The following is a 17,250-nucleotide window of genomic DNA, read 5'->3' as shown; positions in this document are numbered from 1 at the left end:
CGATGAGACCGATGGCGCAGATGGCGATGGTCATGAACCTCGACAAGTGCATCGGGTGCCACACCTGCTCGGTGACCTGCAAGCAGGCGTGGACCAACCGCTCGGGCATGGAGTACGTCTGGTTCAACAACGTCGAGACGCGGCCGGGGCTGGGCTACCCGCGCGGCTACCAGGACCAGGAGAAGTGGAAGGGCGGCTGGACGCTCACCAAGGGCGGCCGCCTCACCCTGCGCGCCGGTGGCCGGCTCAACAAGCTGCTCAACATTTTCAGCAACCCCCGGATGCCGGCGATGAGCGACTACTACGAGCCGTGGACCTACGACTACGAGACGCTGCTCACCGCGCCCGCGCAGCAGAACTTCCCCGTCGCCCGGCCGCACTCGCTCATCTCGGGCAAGCCGGTCAACATCGAGTGGTCGGCCAACTGGGACGACGACCTCGGCGGCAGCCTCGAGCACGCGGCCAAGGACCCGATGCTCAAGGGCATCGAGGACAAGGTGACGTTCGAGTTCGACCAGACCTTCATGTTCTACCTGCCGCGGATCTGCGAGCACTGCCTCAACCCGTCGTGTGCGGCGTCGTGCCCGAGCGGTGCGATCTACAAGCGCGAGGAGGACGGCATCGTCCTCGTCGACCAGGACAGGTGCCGCGGCTGGCGGATGTGCGTCACCGGCTGCCCCTACAAGAAGGTCTACTTCAACCACAAGACCGGCAAGGCCGAGAAGTGCACCTTCTGCTACCCGCGTATCGAGGTCGGCATCCCGACCGTCTGCGCCGAGACCTGCGTCGGACGGCTGCGCTACATCGGCCTCATGCTCTACGACGCCGACAAGGTGCTCGAGGCGGCCTCGGTCGAGGACGACCACGACCTCTACGAGGCGCAGCGCTCGGTCTTCCTCGACCCCTTCGACCCGGAGGTGCAGCGCGAGGCGGAGCGGGCCGGCATACCGGGTGACTGGGTCGCGGCAGCGCAGCGCTCCCCGGTCAACGCGCTCATCAACACCTACAAGGTGGCCCTGCCGCTGCACCCGGAGTACCGCACGATGCCGATGGTCTGGTACATCCCGCCGCTGTCGCCCGTCGTCGACGTCGTCAAGGACACCGGCCACGACGCGGAGGACTCGGACAACCTCTTCGGCGCCATCGACGCGCTGCGGATCCCCGTCGAGTACCTCGCGAACCTCTTCACCGCCGGCGACACGGGGCCGGTCGACGCCGTGCTCCGCAAGCTCGCCGCGATGCGCTCCTACATGCGCGACATCAACCTCGGGCGCGACCCGCAGGCGCACATCCCCGCTGCCGTCGGCATGACGGAGGAGGAGATGTACGACATGTTCCGGCTGCTGGCGCTCGCGAAGTACGACGAGCGCTACGTCATCCCCACGGCCCACGCCGAGCAGGCGCACGGGCTCGAGGAGCTCGCCACCGACTGCCCGGTGACGGGCTACGACGACGAGCTGCTCGACATCTCGGGGCCGTTCGGCGAGGGCTCGGGCCGCGGCAACGCCACGCCCGTCGCGATCGAGAACTTCCACATGCTGCAGCAGCGCCAGACGTCGGAGACCCTGGTGGGCGGCGGCAGCTCGGCCGGCCGGGTCAACCTCCTCAACTGGGACGGCAAGGGCGCGCCCGACGGGATGTTCCCGACGTCGCGCGCCGACCGGCCGGGCGAGGACGAGGCCGAGGAGTCGGGCTCGTGATGCCGTGGAACCGGCACCGCCGGTCCTCCTCGCGGCTCGGCGCGCCCGCGCAGGCGACGGCCTGGCAGGTCGTCTCGCTGCTCCTCGACTACCCGGACGAGACCCTGGTCGGGCGGGTGCCCATGCTCACCGACGCGGTCGCCGGACTCCCCGACGACGTCCGTATGCCGTTGTCCCGCTTCCTCGCCCACGTCGCGTCCGCGGATCTCGAGGAGCTGCAGCGCGCCTACGTCGACACGTTCGACGTCACCCGCCGGTGCTGCCTGCACCTCACCTACTACCTGCACGGCGACACCCGGAACCGGGGTGCCGCGCTGGTCCGGATCAAGCAGGACTACCGCCGCGCCGGGGGAGTGCTCACCGACGAGGACGCCGAGCTGCCCGACCACCTCACCGTCGTCCTCGAGTTCGGGGCGAGCGTCGACGCCGGGGTCGCGTGGCGACTGCTCAACGACCACCGTGTCGGCATCGAGCTGCTCCGGCTGGCGCTGAGCGAGCGGCGCTCGCCGTGGCTCGACGTCGTCGACGCGTTGCGGGCGACCCTGCCCCGGCTCGTGGGCGACGACGAGGAGGCGCTGGCCCGGCTCGTCGCCGAGGGCCCGCCCGAGGAGCTCGTCGGCCTCTCCACCGAGATGGACGCCCCCTATGCCCGCCCCGGATCCGAACCGGACAGCGGCCCCGCCGGTCCGGGTCCCGTTCCCGTCACGATCGGGGCCCGGCGATGAGCACCTTCCTGTGGGTGATCTACCCCTACATCTGCCTCGCGGTCTTCGTCGTCGGGCACGTCTGGCGCTACCGCTACGACAAGTTCGGCTGGACGACGCGCAGCTCGCAGCTCTACGAGAGCCGGCTGCTGCGCATCGGGAGCCCCCTCTTCCACTTCGGGATGCTCGGCGTGGTCGGCGGTCACGTCCTCGGCCTGCTCTTCCCGCAGGACTGGACCGATGCCGTCGGCCTGAGCCACGAGGCGTACCACGTCATCGCACTGGCCGGCGGCATCCCGGCGGGCATCGCCGCGGTCGTCGGCCTGGCGATCCTCGTCTACCGCCGCCGGACGGTCGGCCCGGTCTTCTCGGCGACGACGGTCAACGACAAGGTCATGTATGCCGTGCTGGGCACCGTGATCGTCCTCGGCATGTGGAACACGGTGGCGGGCAGCCTGTTCACCATCGGCGGTGAGTACAACTACCGCGACGGCGTCTCGCCGTGGTTCCGGCAGATCTTCTGGTTCCAGCCGGACGCGAGCCTCATGGCGGCTGCTCCGGTCGGGTTCAGGCTGCACGCGTTCCTCGCCTTCACGCTCATCGCCATGTGGCCGTTCACCCGTCTCGTGCACGTCTTCTCGGCGCCGCTGGGCTATCTCACCCGTCCCTGGATCGTCTACCGGAGCCGGGACGAGCGACCCGGCCGCGGAACGGGCACCCGCGCCCAGAAGCGTGGGTGGGAGAAGGTGCAATAGTCGGCAGGACCCGCACGTCACCGACCTCGAGGAGGAGCCATGCCCACGGGAAAGAGCGGTTCGAAGGACCCGGGACCGAGCATCAAGGACCCGGAGCTCTACGAGAAGCTGCGTGACGACGGCGCGAGCAAGGAGAAGGCGGCGCGGATCTCGAACGCCGCCGCGGCGACGTCACGCTCCGAGATGGGGGAGCGCGGCGGTGCGGCGCAGGACTACGAGGACCGCACGGTCGAGGAGCTGCGCGAGCGTGCCAGGGAGCTCGACATCGAGGGGCGGTCGTCGATGAGCAAGGACGAGCTCATCGACGCGCTCCGCAACCACTGAGGCGCTAGTGGCCGGTGCGGCCATCGATGCACTCGCGCAGCAGGTCTGCGTGGCCGAGGTGCTGGGCGTACTCCTCGATGAGGTGGACGACGACGTCGCGGACGTTGAGCTGCCCGTGGTGGCCGCCGTCGACGACGGCACCCATGTCGTCGTGAGCCGCGAGCCACTGCTCGCCGAACGCCACCTCCTCGCGCCACGCGGACCACGCCTCGTCGACGCACTCCTGGGTGCCGACGGCGCCGTTCCAGTCGTCGTCCCGGCGCGGCGGACCCCACAACCGCTCGGGCCGGCCGCCGTCGAGGGTGCGGCGCCACCACCCCCGCTCGACCTCGGCGAGGTGGCGCACCATCCCGAGCAGCGACATCGACGACGGTGGCACCGACCGCAGGGCGAGCTGCTCGGGCGTGAGCCCCTCGCACTTGAGGACGAAGAGCTCGCGTCGGCTGCCCAGGTAGTCGGCGTAGGTGTCCCTCTCGTCCAGCAGCTGTCCCATGCCTGACATCGTGGTGCCCATGACCGACAGCAGCAACCGAGATGCCGCGACCTCGTGAGCGGCGACGAGGTCGGTGTCGGACCGTGGGAGGGGCCGTGGCCAGACGACGAGCGGCTCGACCCGGACCTGATGCGTGACGGCGACCGCCGCAACGTCGTCGACGCCTACCGCTACTGGCGGCACGACGCGATCGTCGCCGACCTCGACACGCGTCGGCACGACTTCCACGTCGCGATCGAGAACTGGGAGCACGACTTCAACATCGGTTCCGTGGTGCGCACCGCCAACGCCATGGGCGCCGCCGCCTTCCACATCATCGGCCGGCGGCGGTGGAACCGGCGCGGCGCCATGGTCACCGACCGCTACCAGCACGAGCACCACCACCCCACCCCGGGTGACCTCGCGACGTGGGCCGGGGCACACGGCATACGGCTCATCGGGATCGACAACCTTCCCGGCAGCCGGGCGCTCGAGACCTACGACCTCCCGCGCCACGCGATGCTCGTCTTCGGGCAGGAGGGCCCCGGGTTGTCCGCGGCGATGAGGGCGGAGTGCGAGGCCACGCTGCACATCGAGCAGTTCGGGTCGACCCGCTCGATCAACGCCGGCGCGGCCGCTGCGGTCGCGATGCACGCGTGGGTCCGGCGCCATGTCTTCGACCAAAGGCCCTCCTGACCTCTAGGCTGTCTCTTCCCCCCATCGGACCTGAGCTCAGGAGAGACGACTTCGTCATGCCCACTCATGAGGAGCTCACCGAAGAACGCACCCACCTCGCGACCGCCCGCGCCGAGCTGGCGCGGATGCGCGAACGCACCCTGGCCCTCGACGTGCAGAGCGGCAACGCCGTCTCCGCGGAGGCCCTGGCCGAGACCCTCTGGCGACGCGCCCGCTCGCTCGAGGACGACCCGACGACCGCGCTCTTCTTCGGGCGGGTCGACCTCGACACCGACGAGCGCTGGTACATCGGCCGCCGCCACGTCACCGACGACACGGGTGACCCGCTCGTCATCGACTGGCGCGCACCGGTGTCGACGACGTTCTACCGGGCCTCGCACGCCGACCCGCTCGGGGTCCGGCTGCGACGCCGCTTCGGCTACGACCACGGCCGGATCACCGCGATGGAGGACGAGCACCTCCTCGACGCGGCCGAGCCGGACGCGAAGTCGCAGATCCTCGCGACCGAGATCGAGCGGCCCCGCGTCGGACCCATGCGCGACATCGTCGCGACCATCCAGCCCGAGCAGGACGCCCTCGTGCGCGTCGACGCGACGACGACGGTCTGCATCCAGGGGGCGCCCGGCACCGGCAAGACCGCCGTGGGCCTGCACCGCGCGGCGTGGCTCCTCTATGCCTTCCGGGAGCGGCTGAGCCGCAGCGGCGTCCTCGTCATCGGACCCAACGAGGCCTTCCTCGAGCACATCGGTGCCGTCCTCCCCACCCTCGGCGAGGTCGAGGTGAAGCACACGAGCATCGAGGCGCTCACCGCCTCGGTCCCCGTGCGCGCCACGGAGGCCACCGAGGTGGCCCGGCTCAAGGGCGACGCCCGCATGGCGCAGGTCCTTCACCGGGCGGTGTGGTCGCACCTCGTGCCACCGGACGAGGCGATGGTCGTGCCGCGCGGGTCCCGCAGGTGGCGCGTCCCGGCATACGACATCGCCCCGCTCGTCGACGGGCTCGCGGGACGCGAGATCCGATACGACGCCGCCCGCCAGCTGCTCCCGCAGCGGCTCGCGCACGCCGTCCTCGTCCGGATGGAGGCGCTGGGTGAGTACCCCGACGACCGTGTCCAGGACGCCGTCGCGCGCAGCGCTCCCGTCAAGGCGTATGCCGCGTCCCTCTGGCCCAAGGTCGACGCCCGTCGCCTGCTGCACCGGCTGCTCTCGGATGCCGATGCACTCGCGGCGGCGGCCGAGGGGATCCTGACGCCAGAGGAGCAGCAGCTGCTCCTGTGGGAGAAGCCCTCTCGCACAGCCGGATCGGTGAAGTGGAGCTTGGCCGACACGTGGCTGCTCGACGAGCTCGGTGACCTGCTCAACCGCACCCCGAGCCTCGGCCACGTCGTGCTCGACGAGGCCCAGGACCTCTCGCCGATGCAGCTGCGGGCAGTGGGCCGCCGGTGCTCGACGGGTGCGGCGACCGTCCTCGGCGACATCGCGCAGGGCACGACCCCGTGGTCGACGGCGTCGTGGGAGGAGAGCCTGAGGCACCTCGGCAAGCCCGAGGGCGTCGTCTCCGAGCTGCGACGCGGGTTCCGCGTCCCGGCCAGCGTCATCGAGTTTGCGGCCCAGCTGCTGCCCGAGGCCGCCCCGGGACTGGCGGCGCCGCAGTCGGTGCGTGACAACCCCGGGCAGCTCGACCTCGTGGAGGCGGCACCCGGCGACCTCGCGGGCACCCTCGTGGCGCAGGTGGACCGGTTGCGCGGACTCGAGGGGAGCGTCGGCGTCATCGTCCCCGACGCCCGCGTCGCCGAGATGTCCGCGGCCCTGGCGAAGGCGGGCATCGAGCACGGCACGCTGGGGGCGACTCATGGCGACGTCGACCACCAGGTCGACCTCGTCCCGGCCACCGTCGCCAAGGGTCTGGAGTTCGACCACGTCCTCGTCCTCGAGCCGGCCGAGATCGCCGCGGCCGAGCCGGACGTGCGCACGGGGCTGCGGCGCCTCTACGTCGTTCTCACCCGCGCCGTCTCCGACCTCACCGTGGTCCACGCCCGTCCGCTGCCGGAGGCGCTCGCCGGCGGCTGAGTTCCGCTGTGGCTGAGTGGAATTCGCTGTGGACAACCCTTGCTACTCGAACGCGTGTTCGAGTAAGATCTGTTCATGGAAGCCACCTCCGCGTCTGCCGCCCACGAGAGCCGGTATGCCGTGCTGCTCGCCGAGGTGGAGGGGCTAGGGACGCAGGAGCTGCTCGAGGTCATCGAGGCCGCTCAACGCGAGAAGGATGCGGCGTCGGCGCGGCAGGCGGTGGCGTTGGCGCACCTGTCGGCGCGTGAGCCGCACCTGCTCGAGGACGGTTCGACGCTCGAGGTCCACCACGGGCTCGGCCACCAGCGGATGGATGCTCCCGAGCTCGCCGCACCGCGGATGGGGGTGTCGGTGCACGTCGCGTCACGACGGGTCAGCCAGGCCATCGACCAGCTGACCCGCACCCCGGAGGTCGTGGACGCGATGGCCGGCGGGGACCTCGACGAGCAACGCGCCGCAGCCGTGACCGAGGAGACCGAGTACCTGTGCGCGCAGTCCGCCGCGGCGGTCATCGGGCTGGTCGCTCCCCGGTGGGGCGGTCTGACCGTTGGGCCGCTGCGCCGTCTCCTGGCCCGAGCTGCGGCGATCGTGGACCCCGACGCCGTCGCTGCGCGCGCCGCCGATGAACGCTCCCGCCGGGGGCTGACCCGGCGGGTGGGCAGCCACGGCACCGACGCGTGGCGTGGTGAGTTCCTCGTCGAGCAGTCGCGCGCCGCGTGGGCCGCGGTCACCGAGCTCGCCCGACGCAAGGTCCGTGAGGGGTCCGCGCCCACCCTCGAGGTCGCGCGTGCCGACGCCCTCATGGAGCTCGTCCTCGACCACAGCGACGTGTCCATCGTCCTCCACACCACCCGCGCCGCCACCGACGAACCCGCCCCGACGACCAGCAGCAACGACGCGAGCGACTCCGCATGCGAGGACACGGGCAACGGCTTGGTCGAGGTCGGTGGGCTCGGTGCGCCCGGCACGACGTTCGTCCCCCGCGCCTGGGTCGACGACGCCCTCGCCGCCGCCGATCGCAGTGTCGGTCGCGACCGTGAACTCGTGTGCGACCCCGCCACCGGTGCGCTGCTGTCCGGGGACGTACCCGCCTCCCTCGCCTCCGGCCGCACCCGCCGTGCCGCCAGCGCCTCCGGCAGCGACGCCAGCGAGGCCTACCGGATCCCCGCCGGCATGGCCCGGCTCGTCAGGCTGCGCGACGGGTCGTGCCGGTTCCCCGGCTGCTCCACCCCTGCACGCCTCTGCGACCTCGACCACGTCCGGCCCTGGCCGCTCGGACCCACCAGCGCGGCCAACCTCATCGCCCTGTGCCGACACCACCACCGGATCAAGCAACGACCCGGCTGGACCCTGCGCCTGCACTCCGACCGCACCATCACCTGGCGCGACCCCACCGGACGCGAACACACCACCTGGCCCGTGGACCACCTCCACCTCGCCACCGCCACACGCTCCGCAACCGCCGCGTCGACGGCGCCCACCCACGCGCCACCGACCGGACCCGCCACGCAGCGCTCCACCTTCGAGGACGAGCTCGCCGCCCTCCTCGACCACGAAACCATCCCCCTGGAACCCCGAGCCCACCCGAAGGTCTGGGACGCCCGAGGACGCCTCATCTCCGGACCGCTCCCACACGCCGACCTCCACACCGGCCGGGTCCGCCACCGGCGTACCGGACGCAAGGTCACCGTCCACATCGACCTCCCCACGCGACCCCGGAAGCCGGCTGTCGGGACCGACGCCATCCCCTTCTGAGCGGGCCGGCCGAAGGGGTGGGCAGCGCCCGGTCGGCACGCCACCCAAGGGGAGCGGACGGCATACGCCGAGTTCTTCGACCACGGATGTCGATTCCTTTGTGGTTCGCTCGTCACGGGGGTGAGGTCGCGCTCGCGCCTCGCCACCACGACCACGAGGAGCTCACCGATGAGTCGCCACCTGCTGCTGCTGCCCGCACCCGAGGCGGAGTGGGCCCAGCTGCCACCCGAGGAGCACGAGAAGGGCATGCGGTCGCACGAGCAGTTCCACGCCGACCTCGCGTCGGGCGGGCACACCGTGCTCGTGACGAGCCCGCTCAGGCCCTCGGCCGAGGCGACGTCGATGCGTCCCGACGGCTCGGGAGGGGCGATCGTCACCGACGGCCCCTTCACCGAGTCCGCCGAGCAGGTCGTCGGCTTCTACCTGGTCGAGACCGACGACGAAGCCGACCTCCGGCGCATCTGCACCGAGTTCGCCGCCCGCGGCGAGCTCATCGAGTTCCGCGACCTGGTCTGAGAGAAGGGAATCGCCATGAAGGAGTACGTCGTGCTCATCGTCGGGGACGCCGACCGATGGTGGACCACCATGTCCGACGAGGAACGAGCCGCCGGGTATGCCGTCTACGGCCGCTTCGGGGAGGAGCTCGAGAAGCGTGGCCACACCGTGACCGGCGGCGCGGAGCTGCACCGCACGAGCACCGCGAAAACGATCCGGGCCGGCGGGGGACCGGTCACCGACGGCCCGTTCGCCGAGTCGGCCGAGAGCGTCGGCGGGTTCTACCAGGTGCGCACCGACGACCTCGACGACCTCATGGAGTGCTGCCGCATGCTCGCCGAGCTCGGCGACGGCATCGAGGTCCGGCCGGTCGTCACCGACGAGGACCGGGCGTCATGAGGCGCTACCTCCTGCTCATCGCCTACGAGCCCGGCGCCTGGGAGTCGGCCACCGCCGAGGAGCGCCAGGGCTACGTCGACGGGCACGCCGCCTTCGACCGCTTCGTCGACGAGCGCGGTCGCAAGATCTCGGGTGCACCGCTCGCCGGGGCGGACACGGCCACGACGGTCCGCCACCGCGACGGCGCACGTGTCCTCACCGACGGCCCGTTCGCCGAGTCGGTCGAGATGGTCGGCGGCTACTACGACGTCGAGCTCCCCGACCTCGACGTCGCCATCGAGGCCGCGTCCCTCCTCCCGCCGGCGTATGCCGTCGAGATCCGCTCCGTGGTCGAGCTCGACTCCTCGGGCAGGCAGGTCGGGTGACTCCCCTCGAGCGCGTGGTGCGCGAGGAGTGGGGCCGCCTGGTCGCCCTGCTCCTCGCGCAGTTCCGACGGATCGACCTCGTCGAGGACGCGCTCGGCGAGGCGGTCGCCACGGCACAGGCGACGTGGACCGACGCGGCCACGCCGGACAACCCGGCCGGCTGGCTCGTCACGGCGGCCCGTCGGCGCATCCTCGACCGGCTGCGCGCCGAGGCCATGGCCGCGCGCAAGGAGCCGCTGCTCACCGTCGAGGCCGAACGACGACCGAAGGAGGGTGTCATGGTCGACGACGGGTCCGTCGTGGACGACGACCTGCTGCGGCTCGTCCTCATGTGCGCCCACCCGGCCCTGCCGCCCGAGGGCGCGAGCGCGCTCTCGCTCCGCCTCGTCATGGGCCTGTCGACCGCCGACATCGCGCGGCTCTTCCTCGTCCCCGAGACGACGATGGCCGCCCGCATCACCCGGGCCAAGAAGAAGATCGTCGCGGCCGGCATCCCTTTCGCCATCCCTGGAACCGACGCGATCGGCGAGCGGCTCGACGTCGTCGCGCACACGGCATACCTCGCGTTCACGGCCGGCTACGCGCCCGGGAGCGGGCCCGACCTCCTGCGCGCCGAGCTGGCCGGCGAGGCGATCCGGCTCGCCGACGTCGCGCACCGGCTGCGGCCCAACGACACCCTCGCGTTCCTCGTCGTGCTCATGACCCTCCAGCACTCGCGTCGCGACGCCCGGGTGGGTCCCGACGGCGCGCTCGTCCTCCTCGCCGACCAGGACCGCGGGCGCTGGCACCACGACGAGATCGAGCGGGCGCTCGCCCTGCTCGCCGAGACCGACAGCGGTCCGGCGCCGTCGTCACCTCTCGCGCGCAGCTATCGCCTCCAGGCCCTCGTCGCGGCCGAGCACGCGAGTGCCCCGACTCCCGGTGACACGCGGTGGGACCGCATCGCGAGCCTGTATGCCGTGCTCGAGCAGGTCTCGCCCTCACCTGCCGTCCGGGTCGCGCGGGCGGTGGCCGTGGCCGAGGCGGACGGGGCGCGCGCCGGGCTGGCGCTGCTCGACGGCGTGGTGATGGCCGGCCACCGGTTGCCGGCCGTGCGCGGCGAGCTGCTGGCCCGGGCCGGTGACGTCGTCGAGGCCCGCGCCGCTCTGAGCGAGTCGATCTCGCTCTGCGACAACGACATCGAGCGACGTCACCTCGAGGGCCGTCGCGACGAGCTCGGCCCCTGACCCGGCGCCGCCGCGTCGGTCGACGGGGACGCTGTCGCCGCGGGGCCCCTGCGTGGAAGGATCGGAGGAGAACCGGCTCCGCCCCTTCGACAAGGAGATCCCATGCCCATCGCAACTCCCGAGATCTACGCCGACATGCTCGACCGGGCCAAGAGCGGCTCGTTCGCCTACCCGGCCATCAACATCACGTCGAGCCAGACGGTGACCGCGGCGATCCGCGGCTTCGCCGAGGCCGGCAGCGACGGCATCATCCAGGTCTCCACCGGTGGCGGCGAGTACGCCTCGGGCTCGACGATCAAGGACATGGTCACCGGCGCCAAGGCGCTCGCCGCCTATGCCGAGGAGGTCGCGAAGAACTACCCCGTCAACATCGCGCTCCACACCGACCACTGCCCCAAGGACAAGCTCGACGGCTTCGTGCGCCCGCTGCTCGCGGCCAGCACCGAGCGCGTCAGGGCCGGCGGCCTGCCGATCTTCCAGAGCCACATGTGGGACGGCTCGGCCGTGCCGCTCGACGAGAACCTCCAGATCGCCGAGGAGCTGCTCGCGGCCTGCAAGGCCGCCAACGTCATCCTCGAGATCGAGGTCGGCGTCGTCGGTGGCGAGGAGGACGGTGTCGCCAACGAGATCAACGAGAAGCTCTACACGACGCCCGAGGACGCCGTCGCCACCATCAAGGCGCTCGGCGCCGGCGAGAAGGGCCGCTACCTCACCGCGCTGACCTTCGGCAACGTCCACGGCGTCTACAAGCCGGGCAACGTCAAGCTGCGTCCCGAGATCCTCAAGTCCGCGCAGGAGGCCGCTGCCGGCGAGCTCGGGCTCGGCGCCGACGGTCGCCCGTTCGACCTCGTCTTCCACGGCGGCTCCGGCTCGACCGCGGAGGAGATCGCGGCAGCCGTCGACTACGGCGTCGTCAAGATGAACGTCGACACCGACACCCAGTACGCCTTCACCCGCCCCGTCGCCGAGTGGATGCTCCGCAACTTCGACGGCGTCCTCAAGATCGACGGCGAGGTCGGCAACAAGAAGCAGTACGACCCGCGCGCCTGGGGCAAGGAGGCCGAGGCCGCGATGGCCCGTCGCGTCATCGAGGCCTGCGAGAACCTCCGCTCCGCCGGCACCCACCAGGCCTGAGGACGACATGACCGACAACCTCCTCGGCATCCCCGAGACCCGCCTGCCCGTCGACCCGGCGGCACGGCTCCTCGACGAGGGCGTCGCCCCCGACCAGGTCGCGGCGGCCAACCCGACGTCCTCGCTGGCGTGGGCGACCCTCGCCGAGGACGCCCTCGCCGACGGCCGCACCGTCGAGGGATACGCCTACGCGCGCACGGGCTACCACCGGGCGCTGGACTCGCTTCGCAAGAACGGCTGGCGCGGCCAGGGGCCGGTGCCGTGGGAGCACGAGCCCAACCGCGGCTTCCTCCGCTCGCTCGCCGTCCTCTCGCGGGCGGCCGGGCTCATCGGCGAGAACGACGAAGAACGGCGCTGCGCCGACTTCCTGCGCGACTCGTCGACGACAGGGGCGCGCGAGCTCGGGCTCTGACGCCGGGCGGCGCTCCACGCGCGCGCCCGCCGCACCTGCAGCATCCATGAGAGAAGGGCTCGGACCACCAGGTCCGAGCCCTTCTCCAGCCCCTGCCAGGGAGCACCGCGCCGAAGCGCGTCGACGTCCGCGTGTCCCCTGCCACGTCGGGTGTCGCGCCCATCATGCAACGAGTTCACAGGTTTCTGCGACACTTAGGTGCCATTGGCAGCATCCTGCCAACCGTTGTGCACGAAAGGGTGTGACATGGCGCTGACCTCAGGGAACGCCACTTCGCCGGGTCGGCTGCTCGAGGAGTACTTCGACCGCGAGGACTCCCGCATCGAGGAGCGGCAGCGTGACCTGCGGCAGGTGCGAGACCTTCTCGGCCGGCTCGGGGACTCCTCACCGGCGGGTCCGACGCCGGGTGTGGAGCCGATCAGCGACGACATGGCGCCGACCGTCGTCCAGCGCCTCATCCACGAGTCCAGCGGCATCCTGCGCAACCTCGTCATGGTCGTCGACGCCGGCCCCGCGCTCGACGACGCGACGATGCGCGACAACCAGCAGTGGATCGCCGCCGGCAACGTCCAGAGGACGATCTACCCGGCGCAGGCGCTCGACACCCCGCAGGGCCTGCAGTGGCTCCGCTCGTGGTCGACGGTCGGCGAGGAGCAGCGCCTCCTGCCCGAGGTCGGGTCCGAGTACGCCGTCTTCGGCGACGTCGGGGCGGTGGCGCTGCGCGGGTGGGGTGACGTCGCGTCGGGCTACGTCCTCATCCGCGACCCGCTGCTCATCTCGACCCTCGCTGCCTACTTCGACCTCGCGTGGGAGCACTCGCACGCCGTGCCGTACGCCGCGAGCGGTCCCGGCGACGAGCGCCTCGTCGAGCTGCTCGGCATGGGCCTCAAGGACGAGGCCATCGCCCGCTTCCTCGGGGTCGGGCTGAGGACCGTCCGACGCCGGATCGCGGCGCTCATGTCCATCCACGGCGTCGACACCCGCTTCCAGCTCGGCGCCTCGCTCGCGACCTCCCGGCCGACGGCATCGGTGGGCGGACGGCATACCCGATAGGCTGGGACCGATCAGGGGCCCGTCGCGAACGCCACGCGCCGGGCTCCTCGCATGTCACGCACGCGCGGCACCGGCCGCGCAGGGAAGGACAACCGCATGCCGGCAATCGTGCTCGTCGGAGCCCAGTGGGGCGACGAAGGCAAGGGCAAGGCCACCGACCTCATGGGCGAGGACGTCGACTACGTCGTCAAGTTCAACGGAGGCAACAACGCAGGCCACACGGTCGTCATCGAGGCCGAGGACGGCTCGCGCGAGAAGTACGCCCTGCACCTCCTTCCCTCCGGCATCCTCACGCCGAGCGTCACGCCGATCATCGGCAACGGCGTCGTCGTCGACCTCGAGGTGCTCTTCGAGGAGCTCGACGGCCTCAACGCCCGCGGCGTCGACACGAGCAAGCTGCTCGTCAGTGCCAATGCGCACGTCATCGCGCCCTACAACCGCACCCTCGACAAGGTCACCGAGCGCTTCCTCGGCGCCCGCAAGATCGGCACCACCGGTCGCGGCATCGGCCCGACCTACGCCGACAAGATGAACCGCGTCGGCATCCGCATCCAGGACATCTTCGACGAGGGCATCCTGCGCCAGAAGGTCGACGCGGCCCTCGCGCTCAAGAACCAGGTGCTCGTCAAGATCTACAACACCCGCGCAGCCGAGGCCGACCGTGTGGTCGAGGAGCTGCTCTCGTATGCCGACCGGTTGCGTCCCATGGTCGCCGACACCGCGCTCGTGCTCGAGAAGGCGCTCAACGAGGGCCAGAACGTCCTCCTCGAGGCCGGCCAGGCGACGCTGCTCGACGTCGACCACGGCACCTACCCGTTCGTGACGTCGTCGTCGGCGACGGCCGGTGGCGCCTGCACCGGCTCCGGCATCCCACCGACCCGCGTCTCGCGTGTCATCGCGATCCTCAAGGCCTACACGACGCGTGTGGGCGAGGGTCCGTTCCCGACCGAGCTCGACGACGACAACGGCGAGTTCCTGCGCAAGACCGGCGCCGAGTACGGCACGACGACCGGACGCCCGCGTCGCTGCGGCTGGCTCGACGTCGTCATCGGCCGCTACGCGACCCGGATCAACGGCGTCACCGACTTCGTCATCACCAAGCTCGACGTCCTCACCGGGCTGCCCAAGGTCCCGATCTGCGTGGCCTACGACGTCGACGGCGTGCGCCACGACGAGATGCCGGTGGGGCAGAGCGACTTCCACCACGCGACGCCGATCTACGAGGAGCTCGACGGCTGGTGGGAGGACATCTCCGGCTGCCGCACCTTCGAGGACCTGCCCGCCAACGCCCAGGCCTACGTCCTGCGGGTCGAGGAGCTCATCGGTGCCCGCGTCTCGGCGATCGGTGTCGGCCCCGGCCGTCACGAGATCATCGAGCGCCACGCCCTCCTCGACTGACGGCCGCTGCGCCGGGGTGGGGGTGGGCGTCGGGCCGGGTGTCAGCCCGGGCGGAGCACCGTCATGCGGTGCGCCGCGCGGGTGAGCACGACGTAGAGGACGCGCACCCCACCGGGTGACTCGTCGATGATCGCGTCGGGGTCGACGACCACGGTCGCGTCCCACTCGAGGCCCTTGGTCGACAGCGGGTCGATGACCTGGACGCGTCCGTCGCCGGCGCCTTCGAGGTGCGTGAGCCGGTCGGCCCAGCGCATCGGCGTGATGACCGCGATCGAGCCCTCGACCTCGCCGAGCAGCTCGTCGACGGCCGACTCGACCGAGGCCACGGGTGGCGGCTCGACGACGGTGTCGACCGGCTCGACGCCGGTCTCGCGCACCGCTGCCGGGATGTCGGCGTCCGGCACCAGCGGCAGGATGACGTCGCGGGCGTAGTCGAAGATCTCGCGGGCGTTGCGGTAGTTCGTGTCCATGTGGAACCCGCGCACCGCGTGCGAGCCGTAGGCCTCGAGCCGGGCTGTCCGCGCCTCCTCGAGGTCGCCCCACGAGGCCTGCGCGGCGTCGCCGACGACGGTCCACGAGGCGTTGCGGCCGCGACGGGCCAGGGTCCGCCACTGCATCGGGGAGAGGTCCTGCGCCTCGTCGACGAGCACGTGGGCGGAGCCGGACGCGCGCTCGATCCGGCCGTGCAGCAGGCGTTCGCGCGCGTCCGTGGGCGTGACGACGCTCTGGCTCGCGGTGGGCGTGACGCGGCGGTCGACACCGGCCCGGACGTCGAGGACGCCGTAGGACGCGAGGTCGTCGAACTCCTCGATGTCGTAGAAGCCGCGCTCCTCGGCCTCGGGCGCCTGGACCTGGCCCAGCCGGGCGGAGAGGTCGTCGATGAGGGCGACGTCGGCGACCGACCACGTGCCGAGCGAGAGCGCCTCGCGCAGCGAGTGGGCCAGCGCGGCGGCCTCCTCCTGGTCGAGGACGCCGCGGGCGAGACGGTAGGCGTGGTCGGTGTCGGCGAGGGTGAGCAGCACCTCGCGAGGGTCGAGCTGGCGCCACCAGGAGTCCACGAACTCGTCGACGTCGCGCGAGCTGTCGAACGCGTCGAAGAACTCGTCGCGGTCGCCCTGGCGCACCGAGCGCCACGCCTCCTGGGCGAGCTCCTCACGGGCGTGCTTGGCGGCGACGTTGTGCTGGCTGGAGCGCAGGATCTGGCGCCGGATGCGGTGCAGGACGGACTCCTCGAGCCGCACTGCGTGCCCGTTGATGAACGCGCGCAGCTGCGACGGCGCGCCCTCGGGCGGCCGGGACGCCGCACGGGAGAGCAGCCGCCGGATGCGCAGCGAACCCTTGACCGCGGCGACCTCGGGCGGGTCGAGACGGGTGGCCGTCACCCCGTCGACGAGGTCGCCCAGGGCGCGCAGCGAGACGCTGTCCTCGCCCAGCGAGGGCAGGACACGCTCGATGTATGCCGTGTAGGCCGCCGAGGGGCCGACCACGAGGATGCCGCCGGACTCGAAGCGCCGTCGCTCGGAGTAGAGGAGGTAGGCCGCACGGTGCAGCGCCACGACGGTCTTGCCGGTGCCGGGGCCACCGGTGATCTCGGTGACGCCGCGTGAGGGTGCTCGGATCGCCTCGTCCTGGTGGCGCTGGATGGTGGCGACGATGTCGCGCATCTGGCGGCCGCGGCTGCGGGTCAGGGCCGCGATGAGGGCGCCGTCACCGACGACGACGATGTCGTCCGGTGCCTCGGGCACCATGAGGTCGTCCTCGACGCCGATGACGCTGGCGCCCTTGCAGCGCAGCACCCGTCGTCGCAGGACTCCCATCGGGTCGACGGGGGTGGCGCGGTAGAACGCCGACGCCGCGGGGGCGCGCCAGTCGATGACGAGCGGCTCGTAGTCGTCGTCGCGCACGCCGAGGCGGCCGATGTGCCGGACGTCGCGCTCGGCGGCGGGGGTGTCGACGTCCCCGAGGTCGAGGCGGCCGAAGACCAGGCCTTCGTACTGCTTCTCGATGGCGGACCGGCGCTTGGCGGCGGCGTAGACGAGGGCGTCGCGCTCGAAGAGCCCGGTGAGCTCCTCGTCGCGCACCTCGCCACTGCGGCTCGAACGTCCTCGGGCGATGCCGTCCTTCTCCACCTCGGAGGCGCGCGCGGACGCCTTCTCGAGCTCGGCGTAGACGCGGTCGACGTGAGCCTGCTCGAACGCGATCTCGCGGGCGACGTCCGCCGAGGTGTCAGTGGCACCGGGGCGCGTGGTCGTCACGGTCGAAGCCCTCCCTGCAGAGCGACGTGGGTGTGGTG

17 protein-coding genes are annotated in these 17,250 nt (G+C 71.6%); 15 read left to right on the top strand and 2 right to left on the bottom strand.

What is annotated here, in order from left to right; genetic code table 11:
• The first annotated feature begins 2 nt into the window (after window positions 1-2).
• From narH to KLO01_RS04495, 4 genes are read left to right on the top strand one after another with little or no spacing between them, the layout of a single operon-like run.
• A complete protein-coding gene (gene narH / locus KLO01_RS04510; RefSeq protein WP_147062488.1) occupies window positions 3-1,700 on the top strand; it encodes a nitrate reductase subunit beta in 1,698 nt (565 codons plus the stop codon).
• A complete protein-coding gene (gene narJ / locus KLO01_RS04505) occupies window positions 1,700-2,425 on the top strand; it encodes a nitrate reductase molybdenum cofactor assembly chaperone (protein WP_147062486.1) in 726 nt (241 codons plus the stop codon). Before narH ends, narJ begins: the two co-directional genes overlap by 1 nt.
• Window positions 2,422-3,159: a respiratory nitrate reductase subunit gamma gene (gene narI / locus KLO01_RS04500; protein WP_147062484.1), complete on the top strand. Its 738-nt coding sequence runs from the start codon at window positions 2,422-2,424 to the stop codon at window positions 3,157-3,159. The genes narJ and narI overlap by 4 nt, the downstream gene beginning before the upstream one ends.
• A 39-nt stretch (window positions 3,160-3,198) precedes the next feature.
• Window positions 3,199-3,483: a DUF7218 family protein gene (locus KLO01_RS04495; RefSeq protein WP_147062482.1), complete on the top strand. Its 285-nt coding sequence runs from the start codon at window positions 3,199-3,201 to the stop codon at window positions 3,481-3,483.
• 4 nt (window positions 3,484-3,487) lie between these two features.
• Here KLO01_RS04495 and KLO01_RS04490 read toward each other — a convergent pair whose 3' ends face one another.
• A complete protein-coding gene (locus KLO01_RS04490) occupies window positions 3,488-3,976 on the bottom strand; it encodes a DinB family protein (protein WP_246136044.1) in 489 nt (162 codons plus the stop codon).
• Between the two features lie 54 nt (window positions 3,977-4,030).
• Between KLO01_RS04490 and KLO01_RS04485 the strand changes: the two genes are divergently transcribed.
• The 11 genes from KLO01_RS04485 to KLO01_RS04435 all read left to right on the top strand — a co-directional run bounded on the left by KLO01_RS04485 (window position 4,031) and on the right by KLO01_RS04435 (window position 14,957).
• On the top strand, window positions 4,031-4,651 hold the full coding sequence (locus tag KLO01_RS04485) for a TrmH family RNA methyltransferase (RefSeq protein WP_222611917.1): 621 nt from the start codon (window positions 4,031-4,033) through the stop codon (window positions 4,649-4,651).
• Window positions 4,652-4,707: 56 nt separating this feature from the next.
• Window positions 4,708-6,720 carry a HelD family protein gene (locus tag KLO01_RS04480; protein WP_147062478.1) on the top strand — a complete coding sequence of 671 codons (2,013 nt, stop codon included), beginning with the start codon at window positions 4,708-4,710 and terminating at the stop codon, window positions 6,718-6,720.
• 75 nt (window positions 6,721-6,795) lie between these two features.
• The gene (locus KLO01_RS04475; RefSeq protein ID WP_147062476.1) at window positions 6,796-8,475 is read left to right on the top strand and encodes an HNH endonuclease signature motif containing protein; all 1,680 of its coding nucleotides are present in this window, start codon (window positions 6,796-6,798) and stop codon (window positions 8,473-8,475) included.
• Between the two features lie 168 nt (window positions 8,476-8,643).
• A complete protein-coding gene (locus KLO01_RS04470; RefSeq protein ID WP_147062474.1) occupies window positions 8,644-8,991 on the top strand; it encodes a YciI family protein in 348 nt (115 codons plus the stop codon).
• A gap of 15 nt (window positions 8,992-9,006) precedes the next feature.
• On the top strand, window positions 9,007-9,369 hold the full coding sequence (locus KLO01_RS04465) for a YciI family protein (RefSeq protein ID WP_147062472.1): 363 nt from the start codon (window positions 9,007-9,009) through the stop codon (window positions 9,367-9,369).
• On the top strand, window positions 9,366-9,734 hold the full coding sequence (locus tag KLO01_RS04460; RefSeq protein ID WP_147062469.1) for a YciI family protein: 369 nt from the start codon (window positions 9,366-9,368) through the stop codon (window positions 9,732-9,734). Before KLO01_RS04465 ends, KLO01_RS04460 begins: the two co-directional genes overlap by 4 nt.
• Window positions 9,731-10,960 carry an RNA polymerase sigma factor gene (locus tag KLO01_RS04455; protein WP_147062468.1) on the top strand — a complete coding sequence of 410 codons (1,230 nt, stop codon included), beginning with the start codon at window positions 9,731-9,733 and terminating at the stop codon, window positions 10,958-10,960. The genes KLO01_RS04460 and KLO01_RS04455 overlap by 4 nt, the downstream gene beginning before the upstream one ends.
• A gap of 102 nt (window positions 10,961-11,062) precedes the next feature.
• Window positions 11,063-12,094, top strand: coding sequence for a class II fructose-bisphosphate aldolase (fbaA, locus tag KLO01_RS04450; protein WP_147062466.1), 1,032 nt, complete (start codon window positions 11,063-11,065; stop codon window positions 12,092-12,094).
• 7 nt (window positions 12,095-12,101) lie between these two features.
• The gene (locus KLO01_RS04445; RefSeq protein ID WP_147062464.1) at window positions 12,102-12,506 is read left to right on the top strand and encodes a DUF3151 domain-containing protein; all 405 of its coding nucleotides are present in this window, start codon (window positions 12,102-12,104) and stop codon (window positions 12,504-12,506) included.
• Between the two features lie 246 nt (window positions 12,507-12,752).
• Window positions 12,753-13,559 (top strand): helix-turn-helix domain-containing protein, encoded by an 807-nt coding sequence (locus tag KLO01_RS04440; protein WP_147062462.1) that lies wholly within the window; start codon window positions 12,753-12,755, stop codon window positions 13,557-13,559.
• Between the two features lie 96 nt (window positions 13,560-13,655).
• On the top strand, window positions 13,656-14,957 hold the full coding sequence (locus KLO01_RS04435) for an adenylosuccinate synthase (protein ID WP_147062460.1): 1,302 nt from the start codon (window positions 13,656-13,658) through the stop codon (window positions 14,955-14,957).
• A gap of 41 nt (window positions 14,958-14,998) precedes the next feature.
• On the opposite strand, the gene KLO01_RS04430 is transcribed toward KLO01_RS04435, so the two are convergent.
• Window positions 14,999-17,212, bottom strand: a complete 2,214-nt coding sequence (locus tag KLO01_RS04430; RefSeq protein WP_147062458.1) for a HelD family protein — start codon at window positions 17,210-17,212, stop codon at window positions 14,999-15,001.
• Between the last annotated feature and the right edge of the window lie 38 nt (window positions 17,213-17,250).

This window comes from Knoellia locipacati (genome assembly GCF_007992835.1).
Lineage (GTDB): Bacteria > Actinomycetota > Actinomycetes > Actinomycetales > Dermatophilaceae > Knoellia > Knoellia locipacati.
This window is presented reverse-complemented; position numbering and strand designations above follow the sequence as displayed.

Coding starts and splice junctions, on each gene's coding strand:
- narH (WP_147062488.1), top strand. CDS start 3: ATGAGACCGATGGCGCAGATGGCGATGGTCATGAACCTCGACAAGTGC.
- narJ (WP_147062486.1), top strand. CDS start 1,700: ATGCCGTGGAACCGGCACCGCCGGTCCTCCTCGCGGCTCGGCGCGCCC.
- narI (WP_147062484.1), top strand. CDS start 2,422: ATGAGCACCTTCCTGTGGGTGATCTACCCCTACATCTGCCTCGCGGTC.
- KLO01_RS04495 (WP_147062482.1), top strand. CDS start 3,199: ATGCCCACGGGAAAGAGCGGTTCGAAGGACCCGGGACCGAGCATCAAG.
- KLO01_RS04490 (WP_246136044.1), bottom strand. CDS start 3,976: ATGGGACAGCTGCTGGACGAGAGGGACACCTACGCCGACTACCTGGGC.
- KLO01_RS04480 (WP_147062478.1), top strand. CDS start 4,708: ATGCCCACTCATGAGGAGCTCACCGAAGAACGCACCCACCTCGCGACC.
- KLO01_RS04475 (WP_147062476.1), top strand. CDS start 6,796: ATGGAAGCCACCTCCGCGTCTGCCGCCCACGAGAGCCGGTATGCCGTG.
- KLO01_RS04470 (WP_147062474.1), top strand. CDS start 8,644: ATGAGTCGCCACCTGCTGCTGCTGCCCGCACCCGAGGCGGAGTGGGCC.
- KLO01_RS04465 (WP_147062472.1), top strand. CDS start 9,007: ATGAAGGAGTACGTCGTGCTCATCGTCGGGGACGCCGACCGATGGTGG.
- KLO01_RS04460 (WP_147062469.1), top strand. CDS start 9,366: ATGAGGCGCTACCTCCTGCTCATCGCCTACGAGCCCGGCGCCTGGGAG.
- fbaA (WP_147062466.1), top strand. CDS start 11,063: ATGCCCATCGCAACTCCCGAGATCTACGCCGACATGCTCGACCGGGCC.
- KLO01_RS04445 (WP_147062464.1), top strand. CDS start 12,102: ATGACCGACAACCTCCTCGGCATCCCCGAGACCCGCCTGCCCGTCGAC.
- KLO01_RS04440 (WP_147062462.1), top strand. CDS start 12,753: ATGGCGCTGACCTCAGGGAACGCCACTTCGCCGGGTCGGCTGCTCGAG.
- KLO01_RS04435 (WP_147062460.1), top strand. CDS start 13,656: ATGCCGGCAATCGTGCTCGTCGGAGCCCAGTGGGGCGACGAAGGCAAG.